Source organism: Micromonospora sp. NPDC047557 (assembly GCF_043205095.1).
GTDB lineage: Bacteria > Actinomycetota > Actinomycetes > Mycobacteriales > Micromonosporaceae > Micromonospora.
On record NZ_JBIDDK010000014.1, the window covers coordinates 105,800 to 132,271 of the forward strand.

The following is a 26,472-nucleotide window of genomic DNA, read 5'->3' on the forward strand; positions in this document are numbered from 1 at the left end:
GGGACAGTGGGTGACTGTACTGACGGGTCATGAATGAGGGGAGTTCAGATCATTGCCATCCGGCAATGTCATCAATTCGTGATCATTGATTGGCGGATGGTGGTCGTTCGGTCACCGACGGGTTCGTGCGTGGTGTCGCTCCGAAGAGGACGCAGAGACGCCACGGGCGCGCCGACCAGGTGGTCGACGCGCCCGTGGGGCTACTCAGATCGTCAGGCGGTGAAGGTCACCCGACGCCGCCGAGCGATGACGAACAGGACCGCGCCCGCGATCAGCAGGGCGATCGCGCCGGCGGCGATGCCGCCCGCGGCCGCACCGGTGACCGGGAGGCCCGGCTCGTCGCTGCCGCCGCCACCGCTACCGCCGCAGTTGCCCTCCGGCGTGTAGATGGCTTCCAGCTCCAGGTCCATGTCCGGCAGGGCGACGATCGCCGTCTTGTCCTTGCCGGCCTTGAAGGTCACCGTCTCCGACGCGCCGGCCGCGACCGTACGGGTCTCGGTCTTGTCGCCGTAGGTGAAGGTGGTCTTCACCGGCAGGCCACCCTCGGGGTTGGTGACGGTGAGGGCGAACTCCTTGCAGTCGGCCTTGGTGGTGACGGCCGGCAGCGGGCAGTCCTCGGGACGCGTCCACGAGTACGTGCCGTTCTCGATGACCTTGCCGTCGACCAGAACCTCGATCTTGCCGGCGTCGGCGGCGGGCACCACGATGCTGGTGTCGGCCTTGCCGGGGGCAACGGAGACCTTCTTGGTGAAGCCGTTCTCGCCCTTGACCTCGAACTCGACGGCGTACTTGCTGATCTTGCCGTCGTTGCTCAGCGACACGGCGACCGAACCGTCGCACTTGGACGCGAAGGTCGAGGCCGGGGTGACGCAGCTCTTGCTGCCGCCGTTGTACCAGCCCTGCGGGCCCTTGGACCGGTTGCCCGGAGCGCCCGGCGAGCCCAGCTTCTTGTTGTCGTAGCGCTTGCCGCCGTCGACGATCTCGTCGATGACCTGGTCCTTGTCGCCCCAGATGAGGTCGACCTGGGTGTGGCAGTCCGGGATCTCGACGTTCAGCGTGATCTCGGTCTGCTTGGCGCTGACGAAGTCGCTGTCCGGCGTGCCGAACACGTACTGCGGAGTGGCGAACTGCGGCCGCGGCGCGAAGTAGGACACCAGCGTGAAGTACTGCTTGCCGTCGCCGCAGAGCGGCAGGTCACCGTCGAGCTTGACGGTGGCGGTGCCCTTCGGGCCGTCGAAGGTGTGGCTGTACTTGGCCTTGTCGACCTCGACGCACTTCGGCGCCGGCGTGCAGGACTTGTCCGCAGCGAGGTTGATCTCGCCGTTGGCGGTGTGGTTCTTGGTCTCCTGACCTTCCTTGATCCACTCCGCGTACACCTGGAGGCGTGCCGTGGTGGTGTTGCTGGGCACGCGCTGGGTGGCCAGCATGGAGGACCCCTGGGGGATGACCAGGCCCTGCAGCGGCTTAGCTTCCTTCGCTCCCTTAACCAGGGAGGTCACCGGGGTGCCCGGGTCGGAGGTCACCTTCTGAAGCGTCGCGTCCTTGTTGGTCTCGCTGTTCTTCACCTTCCACGTGATCACGCGCTCGCCGGTCTGCCGGTCACAGTTGGCGGTGGCGCTGATCTCGGTGTGGTGTGCGCTGGCTGGGGTGGCCACCGCGGCGACCCCGGTGAGGCCGATGAGGGCGGCTCCCAGGACGGCCAGCGGTCGCCGGAGCGACAGCTTGGGACGGATCACGGGTACTCCTGGAGTGCTGAAGCGTCAGGGGTGTGGCACGGGACTGACAGTGGACGGTCACTGCACGTCCGATCGGAGAGGCGCCCTCCCGAGCCGTGGGCCGGCGGGTCGCCACCGGCACCCGGCAGACCCTAGCGAGATCGACGCGTCTCTTACAGCCTTCAGGTACCGCTAAGAATGATGTTATCGATGCGAGATCATTGATATACGAGGAGTGATCATTTCCGTCGATCATCGATACGGCCCGTGTTGATCGGACCCAATGGCGATCGCGTAGCGTCGGGGCCATGAGCAGGAGGAGACGGTGACCCGGATCGTGGCCGGGACGCTCGGTGGCCGGCGGATCGCCGCGCCGCCCGGCGCCGGCACCCGACCCACGTCCGACCGGGTCCGGGAGGCGCTGTTCAGCGCCGTCGAGTCCGAGGTCGACCTCGACGGCGCCCGCTTCGCCGACCTGTACGCCGGTTCCGGCGCGGTCGGGCTGGAGGCGCTGTCCCGGGGCGCCCGACACGTGCTGCTTGTCGAGTCCGATCCGCGGGCGGCCCGGGTGATCCGGGAGAACGTGGCGACCCTGGGGGCCGGCCCGGCCGTACGGCTGGTCGTCGGCAAGGTGGCGACCGTGCTGGCCGCCGGCCCGGACGGCGGCCCGTACGACGTGGTCTTCGCCGACCCGCCCTACGCCGTGCCGGACGCGGAGATCACCGCGCTGCTGACGACGCTTGTCGACGGCGGCTGGCTGGCGCCCGACGCGCTGGTGGTGGTGGAGCGGTCCCGCCGCACCAGGCAGTTCGAGTGGGTGGAGGGGATCACCCCCGAGCGCAGTCGCCGGTACGGCGAGACCACCCTTTGGTACGGTCGCCGATCATGAGACGTGCGGTGTGTCCCGGCTCGTTCGACCCGGTCACCAACGGACACCTCGACATCATCGGCCGTGCCAGCCGGCTGTTCGATGAGGTGATCGTCGGCGTGCTGATGAACCAGTCGAAGAGCGGCCTGTTCACCGTCGAGGAGCGGATCGAGATGCTCCGCGAGGTGACCGCCTCGTACGGCAACGTACGTGTCGAGTCCTTCCGGGGGCTGCTCGTCGACTTCTGCCGCGCCCAGCAGGCGAGCGTGCTGATCAAGGGGCTGCGGGCGGTCAGCGACTTCGACTACGAGTTGCAGATGGCCCAGATGAACATCGGGCTGGCCGGGGTCGAGACGCTCTTCATGCCGACCAACCCGCTCTACTCGTTCCTCTCCTCCAGCCTCGTCAAGGACGTGGCCAAGTGGGGTGGCGACATCTCCGCCCACGTCCCGGACCCGGTCCGCGAGGCCCTCCAGTCCCGCCTGGGCCCCCGCCCCTGACCCGGAGCGCGGGGGCGGGGAGTGACCATGTCGCGACTCGCCGGGTTGGGGTGAGTGGGGCGGCGGTGGGGCGGGCACGACATGATTGGTCGAGCAGGAACCCGGCCGTGGCCCGCATCATGGAGGTCGGCCGACGAACGACAGGAGTGAGGTACCGGTGGACCCGCTCGATCGCATCGACGAACTGATCGCCATGGTGGAGCAGGCGCGCTCCGTCCCGATGTCGCGCAACAACTGCATGGTCGACCGGGGCGAGATGATCGCCGCCCTGGACGAGATGCGCGCCGACCTCCCCGCCGACCTGCGTCGAGCCGCCGCGCTCCTGGAGGAGCGCGACAAGATCATGGACGCCGGCAAGCGCGAGGCGGACCGGATCATCAGCGAGGGTGAGGCAGAACACGCCCGCCTCGTCTCGGTGAACGAGATCACCGTGTCGGCCGAGCACGAGGGCGCCCGGATCATCGCCGAGGCCCGCGCCGAGGCGCAGCGCCTGCGCGAGGAGGTCGACGACTACGTCGACACGGCGCTGGCCAACTTCGAGCAGTTCCTCACCCGGGCCCTCGCCTCGATAGAGCGGGGCCGCGACAAGATGCACGCGCTGCGGGAGATCGGCACCTTCGGTGGGGATGAGGCGGAACGCCCGCTACCCTTCTGAGCGGCACCTCACCAGCCGACATTCTCGCCAGAGGCGTCCCCCCGGTTCGACGGTCCGGCGGTCGCCCAGGTAACCTTTTTTGTCGGCCTCTCACCGGCCGGAGTCTGACTATGCCCAAGCACTCGCCATCGACACTCGACCCCAGGTCGCCGCTGGTCCTCGACACGAGGGACCTGCCGCGTCGCCCTGGCGCGTTGCGTGAGGTCCAGCGGGTCGTGCCGGCACCGGCGGACCTCGGTGTGGAGTTGATCGGCGTGCCGGAGGGCGCGGACCTCAACCTCGATCTGAGGTTGCAGTCGGTGTCCGAGGGTGTGCTCGTCTCCGGGACCATCACCGGTCCCATCCGGGGCGAGTGCGGGCGTTGCCTGCGCGAGATCAACGAATCGATGGCCGTGACGATCCAGGAGCTGTACGCGTACGAGAACAGCACCACGGACGCCACGACCGACGAGGACGAGGTGGGCCGGATGCAGGGCGATCTGATCGACCTGGAGCCGGCGCTGCGGGACGCGTTGGTGCTCACGCTGCCGACCAACCCGCTCTGCCGGGAGGACTGCCCTGGACTGTGCCCCGAATGCGGGGCGCACTGGGACGATCTGCCGGCCGACCACAGTCACCAGCAGATCGACCCGCGTTGGGCGGGCCTGACGCAACTGACCCGTACAGAGGAGTAAGAACCGTGGCCGTCCCCAAGCGCAAGATGTCGCGCAGCAACACCCGGTCCCGCCGGGCGAACTGGAAGGCGACCGTGGTCGCGACCGTCGCGTGCCCGCAGTGCAAGTCCCCGAAGCTGCCGCACGCCGCCTGCTCCGTCTGCGGCACCTACAACGGCCGCCAGGTTCTCGAGGTCTGACCTGGACGCCGAGTGACGCCCCCGACCCCAGGTCGGGCGGCGCGCGCACCCTGGCATTCGCCCGGTGCCCCGGCTCCCTCCGACGCCGGCCGGCCCAACCCGGCCGGTGTTCCGGTGGAGCCGGGCACCGCGCGGATCGCCGTTGACCTCCTCGGCGGGGACGACGCTCCCGCCGTCGTGGTTGACGGCGCTCTGCGGGCCGTGCGCGCCGACCCCGACCTGCACCTGCTGCTCGTCGGCCCGACCGAGGTCGCCGACGCGCTGATCGCTGCCCTCGCCCCGCCCGAGCGGGCCCGGATCACGGTCCGACCGGTCCGCGCCGCCGTCGGCATGGCAGACCATCCCAGCGCCGCCCGCTCGGAGAGCACCGTCCGGGCCGCCGTCACCGCCGTCCGCGACGGCACCGCCGACGCCCTCGTCTCGGCCGGCGCGACCGGCGCCACGGTCACCGCCGCCGTGCTCGGGCTCGGGCGCTGGCCGGAGATCCGTCAACCCGCCCTGGTCGCCACCCTGCCCGCGGTCGCCGGGCCGGTGGTGCTGCTCGACGTCGGCGGTTCGCTGGAGCCCCGGCCCGCCACCCTGGCCCGGCACGCCGTGCTCGGCGCCGCGTACGCCGCGGTGGCCCACTCGGTCGTCGCGCCGCGGGTCGGCCTGCTCTCGGTCGGCACCGAGGCCGGCAAGGGCGACCGGGTACGCCGCGCCACCGACCCCCTGCTCGCCGTCGAGCCGCTGCCCTGCGAGGCCCGCTACGTCGGCCTGGTCGAGGGGTACGACGTGACTCTCGGCGCGCGCGCCGATGTGGTGGTCACCGACGGCTTCACCGGTAACGTGCTGCTCAAGGCGATCGAGGGTGCGTACGCGATGGCCGGCGGCCCGCCCGTCGTCGGCGGCGCGCCCCGGGCCGCCGCCCTGCTCGGCGTCGCCGGGACGGTGGTCGTCTGTCACGGCTCCGCCCGCGCCGACGACGTCGCCTCCGGCATCGCTCTCGCCGCCCACCTGTGGCGACGGCGTGCCACCGAACTGGTCTCCGCGTTGCTCGACGGCGACGCCGCGACGGACCGCACCGACCGCTCCACCGACACCGAGGTACGCACATCATGAGCAACGACAAGCGGCGGCGGGCGTCCGTCGGTCACCTGGAAGCCGCGTTCGGCGTCAGCCTGGAGCCGGACCTGCTGGAACGCGCGCTGACCCACCGCTCGTACGCGTACGAGAACGGTGGCCTGCCGACGAACGAGCGGCTGGAGTTCCTCGGCGACTCGGTTCTCGGCGTCGTGATCACCACGGCGCTGTTCCACAACCACCCGGACCTGCCCGAGGGGCAGTTGGCGAAGCTGCGGGCGAGCGTGGTCAACATGCGGGCGCTCGCCGACGTGGCCCGTGGTCTGGGCCCGGACGGCCTCGGCGCGTACCTGCTGCTCGGCAAGGGCGAGGAGACCACCGGTGGCCGGGACAAGGCGAGCATCCTCGCCGACACCCTGGAGGCGCTGCTCGGTGCCATCTACCTCCAGTACGGGCTGGACACCGCCGGGATCGTGATCCACCGGCTCTTCGACCCGCTGATGGCCGAGTCGGCCGGTCGGGGCGCCGCCCTGGACTGGAAGACCAGCCTCCAGGAGTTGACCGCCGCGCTCGGTCTCGGCGTACCCGAGTACCGGATCGAGGGCACCGGACCGGACCACCTCAAGACGTTCACCGCCTGGGTGGTGGTGGCCGGCAACCGGTACGGCGGCGCGGAGGGGCGCAGCAAGAAGGAGGCCGAGCAGCGGGCCGCCGAGGCGGCCTGGCGGATGCTCACGGAGCAGCACGAGCAGAACGCCCAGCAGGACCAGCAGAACGGGTCCAACCAGGACGAGTCGTTCGGGCCGCTGGACAGCGCCGAGCAGGCGGCCCGGGCCGAGGTGGCCGACCACCGGGCGCAGGTCATGCCCGCCGACGTGGCGGAGCAGCAGACTCCGCCCGAGCGGCCGACGTCCGCCAACGGCGGCGGCCCGACCGAGGCCCGCGACGCCGAGGCCCCGACCTGCGCCCCGGGTGGCCACGAGACGGGCGTACGTCGTGCCTGAGCTGCCCGAGGTGGAGACCGTCCGGCAGGGGCTGGCCCAGTGGGTCACCGGCCGGCGGATCGCCTCGGTCGAGGTCCGGCACCCGCGCGCCGTCCGGCGGCACGTCCCCGGCGGCGCGCACTTCGCCGACGTGCTCGCCGGCCGGACCATCGTGGACGTGCGCCGGCGCGGCAAGTACCTGTGGCTCCCGCTGGACAGCGGCGACGCGGTGATCGGGCACCTCGGCATGTCGGGTCAGTTGCTGCTCCAGCCGCCCGGCACCCCCGACGAGACCCACCTGCGGGTGCGGTTCCGGTTCGCCGACGACGGGCCCGAGCTGCGCTTCGTCGACCAGCGCACGTTCGGCGGGCTCGCGGTCAGCGAGGGTGGCGCGGACCTCCCCGCGGAGATCGCGCACATCGCGCGCGACCCGATGGACCCCGAGTTCTCCGACGCGGCGTTCGTCGCCGCGCTGCGCCGCCGGCGGACCGAGGTGAAACGGGCCCTGCTCGACCAGACGCTGATCTCCGGTGTGGGCAACATCTACGCCGACGAGGCGCTCTGGCGCGCCGGGCTGCACGGCGCCCGCCCGACCGACGCGCTGACCGGCCCGGCCGCGCAGCGTCTGCTCGGTCACGTCCGCGACGTGCTCGCTGAGGCGATCAAGGAGGGCGGCACCAGCTTCGACGCCCTCTACGTCAACGTCAACGGCGAGAGCGGTTACTTCGACCGGGCGCTGAACGCCTACGGCCGCGAGGGCGAGCCGTGCCGGCGGTGCGGAGCGCCGATCCGCCGCGAGTCGTTCATGAACCGTTCCTCGTACAGCTGCCCGCGCTGCCAGCCCCGGCCTCGGGGTGCCCTTCGGGGATGACCCGGAGTCGGCTCCGGGTCGGCACCGGCGGGTCGCGGCCGGACGCTCCGGGCCACACCCCGGCGTACGCCCGAATCGCGGGTTGATGCCCGTCCGGCGGGCCCGCCGTCCCCGGCGGACCGACTCCGGGGTGGACGGGGGCCGTTCCCCGATGTGACCGCCTCGTCACGTCCCTAACGTCAGCACCGTTGACAGGGGGTCGACGTGACAGGGGGACGCGAGATGGGCAACAGACCGGTGACGGTGCGGATGGCGCGGTGGAGCGCCGAGCATCCGTGGCGGGCGATCGCGTTGTGGGTCGTGTTCGTGGCGGTGTGTTTCGTCGGTGGCAACGCCGCCGGCCTCACCGAGGCCACCAACGGGGACCAGGCGATCGGCGAGGCCGGACGGGCCAGCATCATCGTGGACGACGGGGCCTTCGACGACCCGGCCGTGGACAACGTCCTGATCACCTCCCGGGGTGGCGCCCTGGACCCGGCGGCGGCGAAGGCGGCCGCCGACGACGCGGCCGCCCGGCTGCGGACGGTCACCGGGGTCGCCGAGGTCGGCCCGCCGGTCACCGCGCGGGACGGGTCCGCGCTGCTGCTGCCGATCACCATGTCCGGTGACCCGGAGACCGCGTCGGACCGGGTGCAGCCGCTGCGCGACGCCACCGCCACCGTGCAGGGCGCGCACCCGCAGTTGCGCGTCGAGCAGGTTGGCGGGCCGTCGATCGGCCAGGCGCTCGACGACACCCTGGGCAAGGACTTCGAGCGCGCCGAGCTGCTGAGCCTGCCGGTCACCCTGGCCATCCTGATCATCGCGTTCGGCGCGTTGATCGCGGCAAGCGTGCCGGTGCTGCTGGCGCTCTCCTCGGTCGCCGCCGCGATGGGCCTGTCCACCCTCGCCTCGCACCTCGTGCCGGCCACCGACACCACGGCACCGGTGATCCTGCTGATCGGCATGGCGGTCGGGGTCGACTACTCGCTGTTCTACATCCGCCGGGAGCGGGAGGAACGGGCCAAGGGCCGTTCCGGCCTGGACGCGGTGGAGATCGCCGCGGAGACCTCCGGGCACGCCGTGGTGGTCTCCGGGGTCGCCGTGATCATCGCGATGGCCGGCCTGTTCCTCGCCGGTGACGTCGTCTTCTCGTCCCTGGCCGTCGGCTCGATCCTGGTGGTCGCCGTCGCGGTGACCGGCTCGCTGACCGTGCTGCCGGCCCTGCTGGCCCGGCTGGGCCGCTGGGTCGACCGGCCCCGGGTGCCGCTGCTGTGGCGCCTCACCGCGCCGCGCACCGGCCGGCACGGCGAGCCGCGTACGCCCCGGCTCTGGCCGGCGGTGCTCCGGCCCGCGCTGCGCGCCCCGGTGGCGACGCTCGTCATCTCGGTCGGCCTGCTGCTCGCGCTGGCCGCGCCGGCGCTCGGCATGAAGCTGAAGTTCCCCGGAATGGAGGACCTGCCGCGCACCACGCCGGCCATGCAGGCGTACGACCGGCTCACCGCGGCTTTCCCGAGCACCGGCACCAGCCACGTGGTGGCCGTCCGGGCGCCGGCCGAGCAGGCCGACCGGGTCAACGCGGCCCTCACCGACCTCGCCGCCCGCGCCGGCGGTGACCCGTTGTTCGCCCCCACCGAGGCGGACGGCCCGAAGATCAAGGTGTCGGCCGACCGGCGGGTGTCGGTGCTGGACGTCGCCACCCCGTACGCCAGCCGGGACGACCGGTCGGTGCGGTCGCTGGAGAAGCTGCGGGCCGACCTGGCCCCGGCCGAGCTGCGGGGGATCCCCGGGATCGAGTACGCGGTCGGCGGCAGCGTGGCCGACAGCGAGGACTACGCCGCGCACGTCCGCGACAAGCTGCCGCTGGTGATGGGCTTCGTGCTGGTGCTCACGTTCCTGGTCATGGCCTTCACCTTCCGTTCGGTGGTGGTGGCGGCCAGCTCGATCGCGTTGAACCTGCTCTCCGCCGGCGCCGCGTACGGGTTGCTGGTGCTGGTCTTCCAGGGGGAGTGGGCCGAGGGGCTGCTCGGCTTCACCTCGATGGGCGCGATCGTCTCCTGGCTGCCGCTGTTCCTGTTCGTGGTGCTCTTCGGCCTCTCGATGGACTACCACGTCTTCGTGGTGAGCCGGATCCGCGAGGGGGTCCGGGCCGGCATGTCCAACCGCGACGCGGTGTCGTACGGCATCACGTCGTCGGCCGGGGTGGTGACCAGCGCGGCGATCGTCATGGTCGGAGTGTTCTCGATCTTCGCCACGCTGAGCACGATCGACATGAAGCAGCTCGGCATCGGCCTGGCGGCGGCGATCCTGCTGGACGCCACGATCATCCGGGGAGTGGTGCTGCCCGCCCTGATGACCATGCTCGGTGACGCGAACTGGTGGGCCCCGCGGTTCCTGCGGCGACGCCCGGCGCCCGAGCCCACCGACCCGCCGGCGCCCGCGCCGGAGCTGGTGCCCGTCTCCTGAGCCGAGGTGCCCCCGTTCGCGACCGGGAACGGGGGCACCGATCCGGCGTCACGGCAGCGCGCAGGGTTCCCGCCAGGCGTCCAACGCCCGGTCCTTGCGTATCGACGCGAAGCCGTAGCCGACAGTGGTGACGCAGAAGTCGTCGGTCGACCCGGTGTACTCGACGTGGAAGACCGGCTTGCCCGCGTCCACGAACGGCAGCAGCTTGGCGCACTGGTCCAGCCGGACGCACTCCTCGTTGACCACGAAGTCGAAGTCCGGTGCCAGCGCCGCGAGCTGCGGCACGTCGTTGACCAGCCCGGGGGAGAGGTCCAGCGTGCGGGCCAGCTGGGCCAGTCGGCGGTTGAACAGCAGTTGGTCGTCGAAGCCGAGGGGGAAGCCGCTGCGGTGGGCGTACCCGTCGGCGTCGGAGAGGGCCACCGCGCCGAAGCCCTTGCCCCGGCACAGCCGGAACCGGTCGGCCAGCACCGGCGCCAACGCGTCCCACCCCCGTACGTCCAGCCACCGGCTGCCGGGCTGTGGGCCGGCCGCGCCCTGCACGGCGGCGGGCACCCGGCTGGCGTCCGGGTCGGTCGAGCGCAGCGAGCCGACGGGCACCTGGCAGATCAGCCGCCGGTCACGGGCGCGTAGTTCGGCCGTCTGCGCGGCGGTGGTGGCCACCGGGTCGAGCAGGAAGACGTCGGCGTCCACCGTCGGGTCGAGCGGACCGTCGAGTTGCCACTGCCACTGCCAGTGACGGGCCTGGGTGGCCGGCCACGGGGTGGGCGCGCCCGGCGGGATCAGCTCGCGCCGGCACCCGTACGCCGGCACCACCAGGAGAAGCGCGACGCCGGCCGACACGATCCGGCGCAGCGGGCGTGCGACGGCACGTCGCCGCAGCCGGATCCGCATCGGCAGCTCCCGGGTCCTGGACGGCTGGTCGCCGCCCACACCGGCACGCCGCCCCCACGTCCGGTCCGGCGTGCCTCACCGGGTCCAACGAGCGCGGGGGCGCGGACGACGCGCCCTCAGCGCGGCGCCGCGAAGACCTGGGTCCAGTACGGTCCGTTGCTGCTGGCGATGCCGACGCCGATCTCGGTGAACGCGCAGTTGAGGATGTTGGCCCGGTGCCCGGAGCTGTTCATCCAGGCGTCCATCACGGCGGCCGGCGTCTTCTGGTTCCACGCCACGTTCTCGCCGTAGGTGCGCCAGGCGTAGCCGACGCGGTCCAGCCGAACGCCCGCGTTGCTGCCGTCGCTGCCGGTGTGCGACATGTTCTGGTGGTCGGCCTGGTCCTGGCTGTGCCGCTGCGCGGCGGTCATCAGCTTGTCGTCGACGCTCAGCGCCTTGCAGCCGGCCTTGGCCCGCTCGGCGTTGACCAGGTCCACCACCTCCTGGGCCTGGGAGCTGACGGTGCCGCTGCCGCCGCCGGAGCCGCTGGTGCTGCTCGGGGCCTTGCTGCGCTCGGCGCTGCGCCGGGACGTGGCGGTGGTCCGCGACGCAGCCGGGGTGGGCTTGACCACCTTGCTCGGCGACGGGCTCGGCCGTGCCGGGCTGGGCGAGCTGGTCGGGGAGGGCGCGACCAGGGCGTCACCCGCCGGCTCGTCCGTCGGCACCGCGGGCGCCGCGGCGACGGTGTCGTCGACGGCGGTGGGGTCGTCGGCCGGGCCGTTCCCGCCGGGCATCGCGAGCGCGCCGACGCCAACGCTCACCACGAGGGTGGCTGCCGCGGCGGCGCCGCCGATCATCAGCGGACGACGCCAGCGCCGGGGCGAGCGGTGCCGTCCGCTGCCGGTCCGCCCGTTGCCGGCGGCCTCCGTGTTCCCGCCGCCGGTGGTCGCCGTGTCGTACTCGGTTCGCCAGCCGTCGGCGGCCTCGATGGGCCGGGCGTCGTCGTGCCAGCCGCCGGTCGCTTCGTCACCTCGTCCGGGGCCCGGCCATTCGGTGGTCGGTGCCTCCACGGGCGCGGGCTGCCAGCGGGCGGTGGGCGCCTCGCGGTGCCACTCGTCGCCGGGCTGGTCGGGGTCGTCGCCGAACAGGTAGGTCGAGCGGGGCTCCGGACGGTCACGCAGCCAGTCCGGCTCGTCGGTCGGCCGCTCGGCGCGCCGGGGGGCGCCGTTCGGGTCCATCGGGTCGGTCCAGCCGTACACGGCTCTGCCTCCACGGGGTCGGTTGCGGGCCGGGGTGACGCTACGACTCGCCCGCGACCTGCGGCAACGTGGCTAAGGAAGAGTTAAGAGGAAGTCGGACGCCAAGGCGGTGACTTCCCCGAATCCGGGCGTACAGTAAAGGAGTCCGGACAGAGCGTGTCCGTGCCTTGCGGCAGCCCCCCGACAAGTGGACAGGTCGACGTAGAGATGATCTACGGCCTGCGAGAACTTGACGAAGGAGGGGTTTGCGGCTCAATATATAGGTGTCGCCAGTCGCGCCCGGTCATGCCCAGATACACCTGGAATGACAGCCGCGTACAAAATTGGGCGCGCGTTGGCCGGCCTTTCCGGCAGCGCATATCAAGGAGTCAGCATGGCGAAGGCCCTCTACGGCCACGTAGGTGCAGCGCCCGACCGGCGTCTGCTCGACGAGGTCACCCGACTGCGTGCCAGGGTTCAGGCACTGGAGTTCGAGATCACGCGTCTGCGTGCCGACAATGATCGGCTCGCGGCGGCTGCGGCGGAAGCGGACGACCTGCTCCGTCTCGCCGAGCCGGCGCTGACCTGATCTTCGGGGCGGAAAACTGAATCGCAGCACCACCGCAAAAATGCGCGCCGACACCTCTGTGCCGGCGCGCAACGCTGTCCGGCACCTTTCGTGCCCGACCATTTGTGATCTTGTAACCGGCTCCGTGATAACCGCAGCACAGTTTCACCGAAACACGCCGAGCGGCGGGCCGATCATGAGCGTTGTTTGTCTTTCTCGGCCCCGCCGTTACACAGGCGCGGTCGGCCCGCGGTCGCGGTCCGCGCCGCCCGCCGGGACGACCCGGGGCGGGTCGCGTGCCGGGTCCGTCCCGCCATCGGGTTAGTCTGCGGGTTCACCCAGGTCCGCGCAGCCGGCGACGGTACGGCGGCCACCGGACGAGGATCGAGTAGGTGTATCTCAAGAGCCTGACGGTGAAGGGCTTCAAATCCTTCGCCTCCGCCACGACGTTGAAGCTGGAGCCCGGGATCACCTGCGTGGTGGGCCCGAACGGCTCCGGCAAGTCCAACGTCGTCGACGCCATCGCCTGGGTGCTCGGCGAGCAGGGCGCCAAGGCGCTGCGCGGCGGCAAGATGGAGGACGTCATCTTCGCCGGCACCGCAGGCCGTGCGCCGCTGGGCCGCGCCGAGGTCACCCTCACCATCGACAACACCGACGGCGCGCTGCCCATCGAGTACACCGAGGTCTCCATCACCCGCCGGATGTTCCGCTCCGGCGAGAGCGAGTACGAGATCAACGGCAACTCCTGCCGCCTGCTCGACATCCAGGAGCTGCTGTCGGACTCCGGCATCGGCCGGGAGATGCACATCATCGTCGGTCAGGGCCGGCTCGACGGCATGCTGCACGCCAAGCCAGAGGACCGCCGGTCGTTCATCGAGGAGGCGGCCGGCGTCCTCAAGCACCGCAAGCGCAAGGAAAAGGCGCTGCGCAAGCTCGACGCGATGCAGGTGAACCTCAACCGGCTCACCGACCTCACGGCCGAGCTACGCCGTCAGCTCAAGCCGCTGGGCCGGCAGGCGGAGGTGGCCCGCCGCGCCGCCGCCATCCAGGCCAACCTGCGCGACGCCCGGTTGCGACTGCTCGCTGACGACCTGGCCACGCTGCGGACCACGCTGGACCGGGAGATCGCCGACGAGACCGCGTTGCGGGAGCGACGCGAGCAGATCGAGGGCGAGCACACCGAGGTGCAGGGCCGGCTCGGCGAGTTGGAGGGCGCCCTCGCCGAGGACGCGCCGCTGCTCGCCGCCGCGCAGGATACCTGGTACAAGCTGTCCGCCCTGCAGGAACGCTTCCGCTCGATCGAGCAACTGGCTCGCGAGCGGTTGCGGCACCTCAGCGCCACCGGCGACGACGAGCGGCCCGGCCGCGACCCGGACCAGCTGGAGGCCGAGGCGGAACGCGTCCGCGAGCAGGAGGAGGAGCTGCGCGCGGCGCTCACCGACGACCAGATCCGGCTGGCCGAGGCGGTCGAGCACCGCCAGGAGCTGGAACGGCAGCTCGCCGCCGCCGAGCGGGAGCTGGTGGCCGCCGCCAAGGCCATCGCCGACCGGCGCGAGGGCATGGCCCGGCTCACCGGCCAGGTCAACTCGGCGCGAGCCCGGACCACGAGCGCCGGTGAGGAGATCGAACGCCTCGCCGTCGCGCACGCCGACGCGCTGGGCCGCGCCGAGCAGGCGCAGGCCGACCTGGACGCGGTGGCCGCGCAGTCCACCGAGGCGGACCGGGACAACGCCGACCTGGACGCCCGGCACGCCGAGGCGGTCGCCGTCCAGGACCGGGCGCAGGCAACCGTCCGGTCGCTGACCGACGCCGAGCGGGCCGCCGAGAAGGACGCCGCCACCTGGAAGGCCCGCGAGGAGGCGCTCGCCCTGGGGCTGCGGCGCAAGGACGGCGCGGGAGCGCTGCTCGCCCGCGCCGGCGACGTACCCGGCCTGCTCGGTAGTCTCGCCGGGCTGCTCACCGTCGCGCCGGGGCACGAGGCCGCACTGGCCGCCGCGCTCGGCGGGCTCGCCGACGCCGTGGCCATCAGCGGCGTGGACGAGGCCGTCGAGGCGATGCGGCTGCTGAAGATCTCCGACGCCGGTCGCGCCGGCCTGCTGGTCGGCAGCCCGGCGGGGCCCGGCATGACCGGCTCCGCCGACGCGCTGCGCCCGAAGCTGCCCGACGGCGCCCGCTGGGCCCCCGACCTGGTGGAGTGCGCGCCCGACATTCGTCCGGCGGTGCACCGGGCGCTACGCGACGTGGCGCTGGTCGACGATCTCGCCGCCGCGGCCGAGCTGGTCGCCGGCAACCCCGAGCTGCGGGCCGTCACCCCGGACGGGGACGTGGTCGGGGCGTACGCGGCGGCCGGCGGGTCGGCCAAGGCGCCCAGCTACATCGAGGTGCAGGCGGCCGTCGAGGAGGCCCGCACCAACCGGCTCGCCGCCGAACAGGCCGGCGCCGAGTTGCGCGACCAGCTCGTCGAGGCGCGTGCCGAGGTGGCCGCCGCCAAGGAGGCCGTGCAGCACGCCGCCGCCGAGAAGCGCGAAGCCGAGAGCCACCGCAACGCCGCCGCCCGCCGGCTCGCCGAGCTGGGCGCGGCCGCCCGCTCGGCCAAGGCGGAGACCGACCGGCTGGGTGAGTCCCGGGCCCGCGCCGAGGCGGCCCGACAGCGGGACCTCGCGACGCTCGACGAACTGGAGGAGCGGCTGCGGCTGGCCGAGGAGACCCCGGTCGACGCCGAGCCCTCCACCGAGGAGCGGGACCAGCTCGCTGCCATGGTGCCGCAGGCCCGGCAGAACGAGATGGAGGTCCGGCTCGCCGTGCGTACCGCCGAGGAGCGGGTCTCCTCGATCGCCGGCCGGGCCGACTCCCTCGCCCGGCAGGCCACCGCGGAGCGGGCCGCCCGCGAACGCGCGGCGGCCCGGCGGGCCGCGCGCACCCGGGGCGCGGGCATCGCCCGGGCCGTCGTCGGCGGCGCCCGGGAGGCGCTCACCCGGCTCACCACGTCGATCGCGGCGGCCGAGGAGCACCGTGACGCCGTCGCGCGCGAGCGCGCCGCCCGCGAGGCCGAGCTCCAGGAGGTACGCGGGGCAGCCAAGCGGCTCGGCGCGGAGCTGGAGCGGCTGACCAGCCAGGTGCACCGCGACGAGGTGGCCCGTGCGGAGCAGCGCCTGCGCATCGAGCAGTTGGAGGCGAAGGCCGCCGAGGACTTCGGGCTGGACGTGGAGACGCTGGTCGCCGAGTACGGCCCGACCCAGCCCGTTCCGCCCACCCAGGCGGACGTGGCGGCGGCCGAGCGCGACGGTCTGCCGGTGCCCGAGCCGGTCCGCTACGAGCGGCCGGTGCAGGAGAAGCGGGCCGCCAAGGCGGAACGCGAACTGGCCCTGCTCGGCAAGGTCAACCCGCTCGCGTTGGAGGAGTTCGCCGCGCTGGAGGAACGCTTCAAGTTCCTCTCCGAGCAGTTGGAGGACCTCAAGGCCACCCGGCGGGACCTGCTCACCGTCGTGAAGGACGTGGACGAGCGGATCCTGGAGGTCTTCGCCAGCGCGTTCGAGGACACGGCCCGGGAGTTCGAGCAGGTGTTCACGGTGCTCTTCCCCGGCGGCGAGGGTCGGCTGATCCTCACCGACCCCGAGGACCTGCTCACCACCGGCGTCGAGGTCGAGGCCCGCCCGCCGGGCAAGAAGATCAAGCGGCTGTCTCTGCTCTCCGGTGGCGAGCGGTCGCTGACCGCGGTGGCCATGCTGGTGGCGATCTTCCGCGCCCGGCCCAGCCCGTTCTACATCATGGACGAGGTGGAGGCGGCCCTGGACGACGTGAACCTGGGCCGGCTGATCACGTTGCTGGCACAGTTGCGGGAGAAGAGCCAGCTGATCGTCATCACGCACCAGAAGCGGACGATGGAGATCGCCGACGCGCTCTACGGGGTGACCATGCGCAGCGGGGTCACCCAGGTGATCAGTCAAAGGCTCAACCGGGCCGACGAGGACGACCAGCGGCCCGGCCGCGGCGAGGAGAACGGGTAGTGGCTCGGGAACGCGCGACGGCGCTCCTGCTGGACTTCGACGGCGTACTGCGCCGGTGGGACCCGGCGGTGGCCGCCGAAGTCGAGCGGGAGTACGGCCTCGCCGAGGGGGTGCTCGGCGACATCGCCATGCAGTGGGGGCGGCTCCAGCCGGTGCTCACCGGCCAGGTCAGTCACGCCGAGTGGGTGAGCAGCGTGGCGGACGCCCTGACCGAGTCGGTGGGCAGCCCCCAACGGGCCCGCGCCGCCGTGGAGCAGTGGCAGAGCTACCGGGGAGAGGTCGACCAGGAGGTGCTGGCGTTCGTCCGGGAGGTCCGCGCCGCGGGCATCCGGGTGGGGCTGGGCACCAACGCCACCGACCTGCTCGACGCCGACCTCGCCGCGCTCGGCCTGGTCGGCGAGTTCGACGTGGTGGTCAACTCGTCCACGCTCGGGGTGCACAAGCCGACGCCGGAGTACTTCCAGGCCGCCTGCCAGGCGCTGGCCACCCCGCCGGCCCGGGTGCTCTTCGTCGACGACGAGGACTGGGCCGTGCGGGGCGCCCGGGCCGCCGGGCTGTCGGCGCACCGCTGGGGCGGCCACGCCGACCTGCGCTACCTGCGGGCGGCCCTCAACTACTGAGGCCGCTCAATCGCCGGTGACGCCGTCGATGCGTTCCCGGATCAGGTCGGCGTGGCCGTTGTGCCGGGCGTACTCCTCGATCATGTGCACGTACACCCAGCGCAGGTTGAAGGTGCGCTTCTTCCCGCTGACCTCGACGAAGGTCTCGTCCAGGGAACGGCCGGCGGCGGCCTCGCGGGCAAGCGCCACCTCGCGGTGGAAAATGGCGAAGTCCGCCTCGGCGTCGGCGTTGCTCACGTCGTGGTCGGCGTCCGGGTTCTCCGGCGTGAAGTAGGGGTAGTCGACCCGCTCACCGGCGAAGTTCTCCCGGAACCACCACGCCTCCACCTCGGCGAGGTGGCGGACGAGGCCGAGCAGGGTCAGCCCGGACGGCTCGACGCTCGGGGTGCGCAACTGCTCCTCGGTGAGACCTGCGCACTTGAGCAGCAGTGTCTGCCGGTGGTAGTCGAGCCAGCCGTCGAGCATGGTGCGCTCATCGCCGACGTACGGTTCGGGTGTCCGGGTGATCTCCGGTGCGGTCCACGTCATGGCGCGCATCTTGCCCGGCACGCCTGACAGTCCGCGACGGGTTAATCAGGGCACCACGACGACGGGCCAGTGACCCTTGCGGACCAGCCGGGTCGCGACCGAGCCGACCAGCCGGTGACCGGCCTGCTCGGACGCGCCCACCACCACCATGTCGGCCTGGAACTCGTCGGCCGCCGCGCACAGCTCGGCGTACGCGTCGCCGCGCCGGCACAGGAAGGTCACCGGGATGCCCAACTGCTCGGCCCCCCGCCGGCACTCCCGGCGCAGCTCGTCGGCCAACTCGTCGTACGTGCGCTGGACCGCGCCGGCGTCCATGCCGGGCACCAGGGCGGTGAGCCCGCTCGCCGAGCTGACGAAGACCACCACCAGGGCGGCGCCCTGCCGGCGGGCAAGCCCGGCGGCGTAGGCGCCGGCCCGCCCGGAGGTACGGGTGCCGTCCACCCCCACCATGACCACCCGCGGCCCGTCCGTGCCCCGCTCGAAGGGCAGCGGGCTGATCCGAGGGCCGTACTCCTCGCGGTCCGGCGCTCCCACGCTCATGGCTCTACCTCACCTCTGCTCGCCGGTCCGGACCGCGCCGGAGACGAGGTTCGATTCCCCGTCGACCGCATCGGAAACCGGGCTGCCGTTGTGCTGCCGCAGCGGCACCTCCTTGATGAAGCTCACCGCGATCAGCGCGATCAGCGCGAAGGGAGCCGCGGCCAGGAAGATGTCACCGGCGCCGTGGCCGTACGCGCTCTCCACCACCGCTCGCAGCGGGCCGGGCAGGGTGTGCACGTCGGGCAGGGTCCCGCCGCTGCCGGAGCTGGACGCCCGGATGCCGAGCTGGGCCAGTCCGTCGGCGGTGTAGTCCTTGACCTTGTGGGCGAGCACCGCGCCGAGGGCCGAGACGCCGATCGCGCCGCCCAGGCTGCGGAAGAACGCCACCACCGAGCTGGCGGCACCCAGCTCGTGCGGGTCGACGGTGTTCTGCACGGCGAGGACGAGGTTCTGCATGGTCAGGCCCAGGCCGACGCCGATCAGCACCATGTAGACGCTGAGCAGGGTGTAGCTGGTGTCCGCGCGCAGCGTGCCCATGAGCGCGAAGCCGACGGTGAGCAGCGCCGAGCCGAGCACCAGGAACCGCTTCCAGCGGCCGGTCCTCGTGATGATGCGTCCACCCACGGTCGAGGCGACCAGCAGGCCGAGGATCATTGGCAGGGTCATCAGGCCGGACATGGTCGGGGACTCGCCCCGGCTGATCTGGAAGTACTGGCCCAGGAAGATCGACGCGCCGAACATGCCCACGCCCACCGCGATGCTGGCGACGACGGCGAGGCTGATCGTGCGGTTGCGGAACAGCCGCGGCGGGATCATCGGCTCGGCGGCCCGGGTCTCCACCCGGATGGCGAGCGCGCCGAGGAGCAGAGCGCCGAGGACCATGGCGGCGGTCTGCCAGGAGGCCCAGGCGAACTGGTCGCCGGCGAGGGAGACCCAGATCAGCAGCACCGACACGGCCGCGGTGATCAGGGTGGCGCCCCACCAGTCGATCTGCGCCTTGCGCTTGACCACCGGCAGTTTCAGGGTCTTCTGGAGCACGACAAGCGCGGCGATGGCGAACGGCACGCCGACGTAGAAGCACCAGCGCCAGCCGAGCCACGAGGTGTCGACGATCACGCCGCCGATCAGCGGTCCGCCGATCGTGCCGACGGCCATCACGGCGCCGAGGTAGCCGCTGTAGCGGCCCCGCTCGCGCGGCGCGATCATCGTCGCCATGATCACCTGCGCCAGGGCGGTGAGGCCGCCGGCGCCGACGCCCTGGAGCACCCGGCACGCGATCAGCTCGCCGGTGCCCTGGGCGGCGCCGGCCAGCACCGACCCGAGGACGTAGATCGCCAGGGCGAGCTGGACCAGTGTCTTCTTACTGGTCAGGTCGGCGAGTTTGCCCCAGATGGGGGTGGTCGCGGTGATCGCGAGCAGAGCCGAGGTAACCACCCAGGTGTACGCGGACTGGCCGCCGTGCAGCTCGGTGATGATGCGCGGCAGCGCGTTCGAGACGACCGTGGAGGAGAGGATCGCGACGAACATGCCCAGCAGCAGGCCGGAGAGAGCCTCCAGGATCTGCCGGTGGGTCATGTCGACGGCGGGCGCCCGGGACGCTGTCGCCTGGCTCATCGTTTACTGCCTCCGAGCGGAGTTGAGGTGGTGGGCGGCGGGCCGCACGGCGGGTCCCGCCTGGGAGTTGCCTGAAGCAACCGTACGTTTTCGTTGCCTCAAGCAACAACTGGGCGGACGGTGGCCGCATTCCCCACCGTCGGAGGTCATCTCCAGGAATCGTTGAACCGGCCGAGCAGCCGGGCGAACTCCTCGACGTCCCGGGCCGGCCAGTTGTCCAGGGCACGCAGGAACTCGCCCAGGCGGGCGGACCGGGCGACGTCGAACCGGCGCTGGCCCTCCTCGGTGAGGCTGATCTGCGCCGCTCGCCGGTCACTCGGGTCGGGGTCGCGGTGCACCAGACCGAGCGCTTCCAGCCCGTTGATCTGCCGGCTCAGCGTCCCCTTGCCCACGCCGAGCCGCGCCGCCAGCTCGGTCAACCGGATCGATCCACTGCGCCGTAACCAGAGCAGCAGCCCGTACGTGTTCGGTTCGAGGGTCGGGTGCACCTCCCGGGCGATTTCCCACGAAACCGCCCGTCCTCGGCGCAGCAACGCGGTCAGCTCGTGCTCGACAGCCCGGATCGGCTCCGGCAGGTGCTCGTCCACGGGCTAGAGAGTACGGCGAGGCCCGGTCAGTCGTCGCCGGACAGGCGGCGGCTCATCACCGGACGGAGGTGCCCGTCGCTCGTGGTGCCCTCGATGGTCACCTCGGCCCGCCGGCCGCGGTGGGTCAGGGTGGCGACGGCATTGCCGAAGTAGGGACCGGCCAGCTTGCGCCAGCGCACCCCAGGGCGTCGGACACCCGCGGAGCGGGCCAGCGCCCGCGTGGCGCCCGCTGGCCCGGACGACCAGCCCAGCCGCATCAGCGGACGGATGCCGGCCGGCACCTGGTTGTGGATCGGCGAGCAGGTGAGCTGGTGCACCGGGGTGACCACCGTCGGGTCGGCGAACCGGGCCCGGGCCACGTACGAGTGGTGCACGTCCCCGGAGAGCACGCTGATCGACGCCGGTGGGGCGTACGCCGGCCCGGCACCGACCCGGGCGCCGGACTGCCTCGGGGTGCCGGTGCCGATCCGGGCGAAGGTCTCCCCGAGCGCCTCGAAGGAGCGTCGGAACGCCGCCCAGTGCTCCAGGTCGAGTGCCCGGCGCAGCTTCTCGGCCCCCCGGGCGACCCACGGCCGGCGCGAGTCGGCCAGCTTCTCGTTCCACGCCTCGATGTGATGGATGCCCTGCGGCAGCAGCCAGGGCAGCGACGCGCCCACCACCAGGTGGTCGTAGACCCCGTGCGCCTGGTCGAGGAACCACGACCACTCACCCGGCGGCAGCATCGCCCGGCTGCCCGGCTCGAGCACCCGGCTGCACCGGTTGTCCAGCATGACCAGCCGGGTGCGCCCCAGGTCGATCGCGTAGCTCCACTGGTACTGCACCGCGCGCCAGCGCTCGGTGTCGTGCGCCAGGTCGGACTCCTGGTCGACCCGGTGCCCGAAATCGCGCAGCACGCCGGTGGCGTCCTCCGCGGCGGCGACCTTGGCGAAGAGCGGGTCGGCGGCGATCTCGTCCGGGGAGAGGTTGCCCAGGTGCTGGTAGACCCAGTACGAGGCCAGCCCGCTGCCGATCCGTTCGGCCCACCACGGCTGTTCGCGCATCTCGGCACGCCACGACGCGGAGGTGTTCCAGTCGTCGATGATCTCGTGGTCGTCGAAGATCATCACGCTCGGCACGGTGGAGAGCAGCCAGCGGATCTCCGGATCGCGCCACGACTCCAGATACAGCTTGGTGTACTCGTCGAAGCTCACCACCTGGTCGGCCGGGGCGCCCTTGGGCCGGCGCCGGCGCCGGCGCAGCAGTCGCCGCACGGTCGGGGAGGTTTCGTCGGCGTAGACCTGGTCACCGAGCAGCACCAGCAGGTCGGGCAGCGCGTTCGACGCGGGGTCGGCCATCAACCGACGGGCGTACGCGTCCAGGGCGTCCGGCGGCAGCTTGCGGGTGGTGGCGTGCTGGGTGGTCTCCCGACAGGAGCCGAAGATCAGATTGACCGGCTGGTCCAGATCGTCGACCGCCCGCGTACGGATCACGCTGGGCGGAAAGCCGCTGCTTTCCACCGGCCAGACCACCTCGTCGTCGACCAGCACCTCGTAGGTCGTCGCGCTGTCCGGGGTGAGCCCCTCCACCACGACGAGGGCGTAGTGGTGGTCGTACGCCGAGAAGGTGGGTGCGGTGCCGGTGGCGCCGTCGGCCGTGCGGACGGTGACCACGGCGGGCGCGGCGGTCTCCACCCAGATCGTCGCCCGGGTGTCGACCACTCGCCGCAGAAGTGGGCCGATCAGCAGGTGTGCGGCGGGCATGCGGCGAGCCTACCGCCGGTTCGTGGGGCCGGCCGGGTGCGGTGGCTGGGACGCCGTCGCCGGCATCTGACAGGATTCCGGCATGGCCGAATATCTCGTCCTCGCTCTGGTCCTGCTCGGTGTGCTGATCGCCGGCACAGTCGGGCTGGTCGTGCCGCGCTTGCGGCGGCGGCCCGAGCCCCCGCTTCCGCGCACCGAGGTCGACACCCGCGCCGAAGAGGATCTCGCCGGCCCGCCCGTCGAGGCACCGGAGTCCGATCTGTCCACCGGTGTCCTGGTCGAGCCGCCACCGGTCATCGAGGCGCCCGCCCCGACCGTGGAGGTGCCCGAGCCGACCGCCGGCCGCCTGGTCCGGCTCCGCTCGCGGCTGTCGCGTTCGCAGAACATCTTCGGCAAGGGACTGCTCGGCCTGCTCGCCCGCGACCACCTCGACGAGGACGTCTGGGAGGAGATCGAGGACAGCCTGATCACCGCCGACGTGGGCGTCGACGCGACCCGCGAGATCGTCGACCGGCTGCGCGAGCGGACCCGGGTGCTGGGCACCCGCTCGCCTGGTGAACTGCGCGCGCTGCTCGCGGCCGAACTGGTCAACGCCCTCGACCCCGGCATGGACCGCTCGCTGCGGACCGCCCCGAAGGACGGCGTGCCGGCGGTGGTGCTGGTCGTCGGCGTCAACGGCGCCGGCAAGACCACCACCTGCGGCAAGATCGCCCGGGTGCTGGTCGCCGACGGCCGGACCGTGCTGCTCGGCGCCGCCGACACCTTCCGGGCCGCCGCCGCCGACCAGTTGCAGACCTGGGGCGAACGGGTCGGTGCGGAGACCGTCCGCGGCCCGGAGGCGGCCGACCCGGCCAGCGTCGCGTTCGACGCGGTCCGCCGGGGTATCGACACCGGCGTGGACACCGTGCTCATCGACACCGCCGGCCGCCTGCAGAACAAGGTCGGCCTGATGGACGAGCTGGGCAAGGTCAAGCGCGTGGTGGAGAAGCAGGGGCCGATCGACGAGACGCTGCTCATCCTCGACGCCACGACCGGCCAGAACGGTCTGGAGCAGGCCCGGGTGTTCACCGAGGTCGTCAACGTGACAGGTGTGGTGCTGACCAAGCTCGACGGCACCGCGAAGGGCGGCATCGTGATCGCCGTGCAGCGCAAGCTCGGCATCCCGGTGAAGCTCGTCGGCCTCGGTGAGGGCAAGGACGATCTCGCCCCGTTCGACCCGGCGCAGTTCGTCGACGCGCTGCTGGGCACCGAGCCGGCCGGACGGGACGCGTAGTCTCGGGTGACCACTGACGATCGCGCGTACGCGGGCTGGCGCGACCCCGGCCACCCTTCGCAGCGCCTCGGGAGACCGTACGTGACTTCGCAGGAGATCCCGCTGCACGGCGGCAACGTGAGCACCGTGGTCCGGGTCGGTGACACGGTCCGTCGTAACGCCGGGCCGTGGACCCCGTCCGTGCACGCCCTGCTGCGCCACCTGGAGTACGTCGGGTTCACCGGCGCCCCCCGGGCGCTCGGGATGGACGAGCGCAACCGGGAGGTGCTGTCGTACCTGGAGGGGGAGTGCGGGGAGTACCCGCTCGCCCCGCACTGGGTGACCGACGAGGCGCTGGTCACCGTCGCCACCATGCTGCGGATGTTCCACGACGCGCAGTACGGCTTCGCCCCGCCACCGGGGGCGGTCTGGCGCTCGTTCGGGCCTCCGCCACCGGACACCGAGGTGATCTGCCACCACGACGCCGCGCCGCACAACGTGATCTGGCGGCCGGACGGCACGCTCGGGCTGATCGACTTCGACCTCGCCTCGCCCGGCGCCCGGATCTACGACGTGGCGTACGCGGCGTGGACGTGGGTGCCGATCTTCGCCGACCGGGACTCGATCACGCTGGGCTGGAAGCATCCGGACCGGCCGCGCCGGCTGCGCCTCTTCGCCGACGCGTACGGGTTGATCCCACGGGACCGGCACCGGCTGATCCGCACCATCCGCAAGCGGATCGTGGACCACGTCGAGGGCATCCGGCGGATGGCCGCCGCCGGTGAGCCGGCGTTCGTCCGGATCGTGCACAAGGGGCACCTGCGGCGGCCGATGCGCGACCTGCGGCTGCTCGACTACGAGCGGCACGCCCTGGAGAACGCCCTCCGCTGAGCGCCGATCCGGCGCTGCTCGGCCGGTCCCGGTGAGCGGGCCGGTCGATGGGGCCGACCGGTCAGCCATCGACGTACGCCGTCCGGGTGATCCACCACCGTCCATGCCGACGGCTGTGCGGACTCCGTGACACGTACGAAACAACCCGTCACGAATTGGAAACCCGCACGGGACCCTGGGTGAAACAGCCGGCAACAAAGCTTCCGCGCAACCGGCCTACGGGCGACGCTGCCCCGGAAAGCCGCGAAGGAGGACTTCACCTTTAGGAGGCCAGCGTGCCTGAAGCACCGACGATCGACGGCGCCAATACCACGTGGCTGCTGGTTTCGACCGCGCTCGTGCTGCTCATGACCCCCGGACTGGCGCTGTTCTACGGCGGCCTCAACCGGGCCAAGGGCGTACTCAACATGATGATGATGAGCTTCACAGCGATCGGGCTCATCTCTGTTCTGTGGTGGTTCTACGGCTTCAGCGTCGCCTTCGGCACCGATCAGCACGGCATCATCGGTGACCCGAGCACGTACCTCGGTACCAAGACCTTCCTCGCCGAGTCCGACCTGTGGGGCGCCACGGCGGAGAACCCCAGCGGTATCGGCATTCCGCTCTACGTGTTCCTGGCGTTCCAGATGGTCTTCGCCGTGATCACCGTGGCGCTGATCAGCGGCGCCATCGCCGACCGGGCCAAGATCGCCGGCTGGCTGCTGTTCGCGTTCGGCTGGGCCACCCTGGTCTACTTCCCGGTCGCCCACTGGGTGTGGGGCGGCGGCTTCATCGGTGGCGGTGACGGCCACATCAAGGCGCTGGACTTCGCCGGTGGCACCGCGGTGCACATCAACGCCGGTGCGGCGGCCCTGGCCGTGGCGCTGGTGCTCGGCAAGCGGCTCGGCTGGCCCCGCGAGGGCATGAAGCCGCACAACATCCCGCTCGTCGCGCTTGGCGCCGGTCTGCTGTGGTTCGGGTGGTTCGGGTTCAACGCCGGCTCGGAGCTGACCGTCGACGGGGTCGCCGGCCTCGCCTTCATCAACACCCAGCTCGCCACCGCGGCCGCAGTGCTCGGCTGGATCGCTGTCGAGTGGATCAAGGACCGTAAGCCGACGATGGTCGGTGCCTCGTCCGGCGCCATCGCCGGCTTGGTCGCCATCACCCCGGCCTGTGGCTTCATCGCCCCGTGGGCGGCCGTCCTGCTTGGCATCGTCGCCGGGGTCGTGTGTGCGCTCGCGGTCAGCCTCAAGTACCGGCTCGGCTACGACGACTCGCTCGACGTGGTCGGCGTGCACTTCGTCGGTGGCTGGATCGGCTCGCTCTGGCTCGGTCTGTTCGCCACCAACTCGGTAAACGCCGCGATCAGCGACGTGGTGGGCGCCTCCGACGGTCTCTTCTACGGCGGCGGGGTCACCCAGCTCGGCCGGCAGGCCCTGGCCGGTCTGATCGTCACCGCGTGGTCGTTCGGCATCGCCTGGGTGATCGCCTTCGCGATCGAGAAGACGATCGGCTTCCGCGTCAAGAACGAGGCCGAAGTCGAGGGCATCGACATCGCCGAGCACGCCGAGAGCAGCTACGACCTGTCCCCGTCCGGCAGCGGCACGGGTGGCGCGTTCGCGATGGCCGGCATCGGCACCCCTGGTGGCGGAGCGCCGAGCAGCGCCGCTGCGGAGACCGAGTCCACCGAGCCGGTCAGCGCCAAGGTCGCCGGTTAACGTTCCTGGGATGGAGGGGTTGGACATGAAGCTGGTGACCGCGGTCATCAAGCCGTACCAGCTGGACGCGGTGAAAGAGGCTCTGCACGCCCTGGGCGTGGCCGGGCTGACCGTCAGCGAGGTCCAGGGGTACGGACGGCAGAAGGGGCACACCGAGGTCTACCGGGGTGCCGAGTACACGGTCGAGTTCCTGCCCAAGATCCGGGTCGAGGTGCTCACCGACGAGATCGACGTGGAAAAGATCGTGGACGCCATCGTCGGCGCCGCCCGCACGGGCAAGATCGGCGACGGCAAGGTGTGGGTCACCGGTGTCGAGGAGGTCGTCCGGGTGCGTACCGGCGAGCGCGGCCTCGACGCCCTCTGATCCGGGCC

General features: G+C 72.0%; 23 protein-coding genes and 1 pseudogene. 16 read left to right on the top strand and 8 right to left on the bottom strand.

Going from position 1 to position 26,472, the window contains the following annotated elements:
- Positions 1 to 212: 212 nt before the first annotated feature.
- The gene (locus ACGGAQ_RS26625; RefSeq protein ID WP_393053654.1) at positions 213 to 1,736 is read right to left on the bottom strand and encodes a cell wall anchor protein; all 1,524 of its coding nucleotides are present in this window, start codon (positions 1,734 to 1,736) and stop codon (positions 213 to 215) included.
- 304 nt (positions 1,737 to 2,040) lie between these two features.
- Here ACGGAQ_RS26625 and rsmD point away from each other — a divergent pair, with 304 nt between their 5' ends.
- The 9 genes and pseudogenes from rsmD (at position 2,041) to ACGGAQ_RS26670 (ending at position 9,949) form a co-directional block, all read left to right on the top strand.
- Positions 2,041 to 2,604 carry a 16S rRNA (guanine(966)-N(2))-methyltransferase RsmD gene (gene rsmD, locus ACGGAQ_RS26630; RefSeq protein WP_393053657.1) on the top strand — a complete coding sequence of 188 codons (564 nt, stop codon included), beginning with the start codon at positions 2,041 to 2,043 and terminating at the stop codon, positions 2,602 to 2,604.
- Entirely contained in the window at positions 2,601 to 3,083 is a 483-nt protein-coding gene (coaD, locus tag ACGGAQ_RS26635; RefSeq protein ID WP_393053660.1) for a pantetheine-phosphate adenylyltransferase, read from the top strand. Before rsmD ends, coaD begins: the two co-directional genes overlap by 4 nt.
- A gap of 157 nt (positions 3,084 to 3,240) precedes the next feature.
- Entirely contained in the window at positions 3,241 to 3,738 is a 498-nt protein-coding gene (locus tag ACGGAQ_RS26640; RefSeq protein ID WP_234590503.1) for a hypothetical protein, read from the top strand.
- A 110-nt stretch (positions 3,739 to 3,848) separates the two neighbouring features.
- Positions 3,849 to 4,412, top strand: a complete 564-nt coding sequence (locus ACGGAQ_RS26645; protein WP_234590500.1) for a DUF177 domain-containing protein — start codon at positions 3,849 to 3,851, stop codon at positions 4,410 to 4,412.
- A 5-nt stretch (positions 4,413 to 4,417) separates the two neighbouring features.
- The gene (gene rpmF / locus ACGGAQ_RS26650) at positions 4,418 to 4,591 is read left to right on the top strand and encodes a 50S ribosomal protein L32 (RefSeq protein ID WP_030335284.1); all 174 of its coding nucleotides are present in this window, start codon (positions 4,418 to 4,420) and stop codon (positions 4,589 to 4,591) included.
- 114 nt (positions 4,592 to 4,705) lie between these two features.
- On the top strand, positions 4,706 to 5,692 hold the full coding sequence (locus ACGGAQ_RS26655; RefSeq protein ID WP_393053665.1) for a phosphate acyltransferase PlsX: 987 nt from the start codon (positions 4,706 to 4,708) through the stop codon (positions 5,690 to 5,692).
- Positions 5,689 to 6,405 (top strand): annotated as a pseudogene (rnc, locus tag ACGGAQ_RS26660) (ribonuclease III); the annotation flags it as partial. The gene ACGGAQ_RS26655 and the pseudogene rnc, both read left to right, overlap by 4 nt.
- Positions 6,406 to 6,649: 244 nt before the next feature.
- Positions 6,650 to 7,507 carry a bifunctional DNA-formamidopyrimidine glycosylase/DNA-(apurinic or apyrimidinic site) lyase gene (gene mutM, locus ACGGAQ_RS26665; protein ID WP_354863220.1) on the top strand — a complete coding sequence of 286 codons (858 nt, stop codon included), beginning with the start codon at positions 6,650 to 6,652 and terminating at the stop codon, positions 7,505 to 7,507.
- Positions 7,508 to 7,729: 222 nt separating this feature from the next.
- A complete protein-coding gene (locus tag ACGGAQ_RS26670) occupies positions 7,730 to 9,949 on the top strand; it encodes an MMPL family transporter (RefSeq protein WP_393053667.1) in 2,220 nt (739 codons plus the stop codon).
- Between the two features lie 48 nt (positions 9,950 to 9,997).
- Here the strand turns inward: ACGGAQ_RS26670 and ACGGAQ_RS26675 are convergent, their stop codons facing one another.
- Together ACGGAQ_RS26675 and ACGGAQ_RS26680 are read right to left on the bottom strand one after the other, a co-directional pair.
- Complete coding sequence (locus ACGGAQ_RS26675) at positions 9,998 to 10,840, bottom strand: endo alpha-1,4 polygalactosaminidase (RefSeq protein WP_393053669.1); 843 nt, start codon at positions 10,838 to 10,840, stop codon at positions 9,998 to 10,000.
- A 116-nt stretch (positions 10,841 to 10,956) separates the two neighbouring features.
- Complete coding sequence (locus ACGGAQ_RS26680; RefSeq protein ID WP_393053672.1) at positions 10,957 to 12,078, bottom strand: CAP domain-containing protein; 1,122 nt, start codon at positions 12,076 to 12,078, stop codon at positions 10,957 to 10,959.
- 373 nt (positions 12,079 to 12,451) lie between these two features.
- On the opposite strand from ACGGAQ_RS26680, the gene ACGGAQ_RS26685 reads away from it, so the two are divergent.
- The 3 genes from ACGGAQ_RS26685 (at position 12,452) to ACGGAQ_RS26695 (ending at position 17,252) form a co-directional block, all read left to right on the top strand.
- A complete protein-coding gene (locus ACGGAQ_RS26685) occupies positions 12,452 to 12,646 on the top strand; it encodes a hypothetical protein (protein WP_007456482.1) in 195 nt (64 codons plus the stop codon).
- Between the two features lie 371 nt (positions 12,647 to 13,017).
- Entirely contained in the window at positions 13,018 to 16,632 is a 3,615-nt protein-coding gene (gene smc / locus ACGGAQ_RS26690) for a chromosome segregation protein SMC (RefSeq protein ID WP_393053675.1), read from the top strand.
- Entirely contained in the window at positions 16,632 to 17,252 is a 621-nt protein-coding gene (locus ACGGAQ_RS26695; RefSeq protein WP_393053678.1) for an HAD-IA family hydrolase, read from the top strand. Before smc ends, ACGGAQ_RS26695 begins: the two co-directional genes overlap by 1 nt.
- Before the next feature lie 6 nt (positions 17,253 to 17,258).
- On the opposite strand, the gene ACGGAQ_RS26700 is transcribed toward ACGGAQ_RS26695, so the two are convergent.
- The 5 genes from ACGGAQ_RS26700 to ACGGAQ_RS26720 all read right to left on the bottom strand — a co-directional run bounded on the left by ACGGAQ_RS26700 (position 17,259) and on the right by ACGGAQ_RS26720 (position 22,260).
- On the bottom strand, positions 17,259 to 17,780 hold the full coding sequence (locus ACGGAQ_RS26700; protein WP_393053681.1) for a DinB family protein: 522 nt from the start codon (positions 17,778 to 17,780) through the stop codon (positions 17,259 to 17,261).
- 45 nt (positions 17,781 to 17,825) lie between these two features.
- A complete protein-coding gene (locus ACGGAQ_RS26705) occupies positions 17,826 to 18,320 on the bottom strand; it encodes a universal stress protein (protein ID WP_354856421.1) in 495 nt (164 codons plus the stop codon).
- Between the two features lie 9 nt (positions 18,321 to 18,329).
- Positions 18,330 to 19,934, bottom strand: coding sequence for an MDR family MFS transporter (locus ACGGAQ_RS26710; RefSeq protein ID WP_393053684.1), 1,605 nt, complete (start codon positions 19,932 to 19,934; stop codon positions 18,330 to 18,332).
- Positions 19,935 to 20,080: 146 nt separating this feature from the next.
- On the bottom strand, positions 20,081 to 20,521 hold the full coding sequence (locus ACGGAQ_RS26715) for a MarR family winged helix-turn-helix transcriptional regulator (RefSeq protein WP_393053686.1): 441 nt from the start codon (positions 20,519 to 20,521) through the stop codon (positions 20,081 to 20,083).
- A gap of 26 nt (positions 20,522 to 20,547) precedes the next feature.
- Positions 20,548 to 22,260, bottom strand: coding sequence for an alkaline phosphatase D family protein (locus ACGGAQ_RS26720; protein WP_393053689.1), 1,713 nt, complete (start codon positions 22,258 to 22,260; stop codon positions 20,548 to 20,550).
- Between the two features lie 82 nt (positions 22,261 to 22,342).
- On the opposite strand from ACGGAQ_RS26720, the gene ftsY reads away from it, so the two are divergent.
- From ftsY to ACGGAQ_RS26740, 4 genes are all read left to right on the top strand, one after another.
- Positions 22,343 to 23,533 carry a signal recognition particle-docking protein FtsY gene (gene ftsY, locus ACGGAQ_RS26725; RefSeq protein ID WP_393053692.1) on the top strand — a complete coding sequence of 397 codons (1,191 nt, stop codon included), beginning with the start codon at positions 22,343 to 22,345 and terminating at the stop codon, positions 23,531 to 23,533.
- Between the two features lie 6 nt (positions 23,534 to 23,539).
- The gene (locus ACGGAQ_RS26730; protein ID WP_234590129.1) at positions 23,540 to 24,403 is read left to right on the top strand and encodes an aminoglycoside phosphotransferase family protein; all 864 of its coding nucleotides are present in this window, start codon (positions 23,540 to 23,542) and stop codon (positions 24,401 to 24,403) included.
- 275 nt (positions 24,404 to 24,678) lie between these two features.
- Positions 24,679 to 26,100: an ammonium transporter gene (locus ACGGAQ_RS26735; protein WP_393053695.1), complete on the top strand. Its 1,422-nt coding sequence runs from the start codon at positions 24,679 to 24,681 to the stop codon at positions 26,098 to 26,100.
- A 25-nt stretch (positions 26,101 to 26,125) separates the two neighbouring features.
- On the top strand, positions 26,126 to 26,464 hold the full coding sequence (locus ACGGAQ_RS26740; RefSeq protein ID WP_007456507.1) for a P-II family nitrogen regulator: 339 nt from the start codon (positions 26,126 to 26,128) through the stop codon (positions 26,462 to 26,464).
- Positions 26,465 to 26,472 lie beyond the last annotated feature (8 nt).

Coding starts and splice junctions, on each gene's coding strand:
- ACGGAQ_RS26740 (WP_007456507.1), top strand. CDS start 26,126: ATGAAGCTGGTGACCGCGGTCATCAAGCCGTACCAGCTGGACGCGGTG.
- ACGGAQ_RS26670 (WP_393053667.1), top strand. CDS start 7,730: ATGGGCAACAGACCGGTGACGGTGCGGATGGCGCGGTGGAGCGCCGAG.
- ACGGAQ_RS26720 (WP_393053689.1), bottom strand. CDS start 22,260: ATGCCCGCCGCACACCTGCTGATCGGCCCACTTCTGCGGCGAGTGGTC.
- ACGGAQ_RS26645 (WP_234590500.1), top strand. CDS start 3,849: ATGCCCAAGCACTCGCCATCGACACTCGACCCCAGGTCGCCGCTGGTC.
- coaD (WP_393053660.1), top strand. CDS start 2,601: ATGAGACGTGCGGTGTGTCCCGGCTCGTTCGACCCGGTCACCAACGGA.
- ACGGAQ_RS26685 (WP_007456482.1), top strand. CDS start 12,452: ATGGCGAAGGCCCTCTACGGCCACGTAGGTGCAGCGCCCGACCGGCGT.
- ACGGAQ_RS26705 (WP_354856421.1), bottom strand. CDS start 18,320: ATGAGCGTGGGAGCGCCGGACCGCGAGGAGTACGGCCCTCGGATCAGC.
- ACGGAQ_RS26675 (WP_393053669.1), bottom strand. CDS start 10,840: ATGCGGATCCGGCTGCGGCGACGTGCCGTCGCACGCCCGCTGCGCCGG.
- ftsY (WP_393053692.1), top strand. CDS start 22,343: ATGGCCGAATATCTCGTCCTCGCTCTGGTCCTGCTCGGTGTGCTGATC.
- ACGGAQ_RS26710 (WP_393053684.1), bottom strand. CDS start 19,934: ATGAGCCAGGCGACAGCGTCCCGGGCGCCCGCCGTCGACATGACCCAC.
- ACGGAQ_RS26700 (WP_393053681.1), bottom strand. CDS start 17,780: ATGACGTGGACCGCACCGGAGATCACCCGGACACCCGAACCGTACGTC.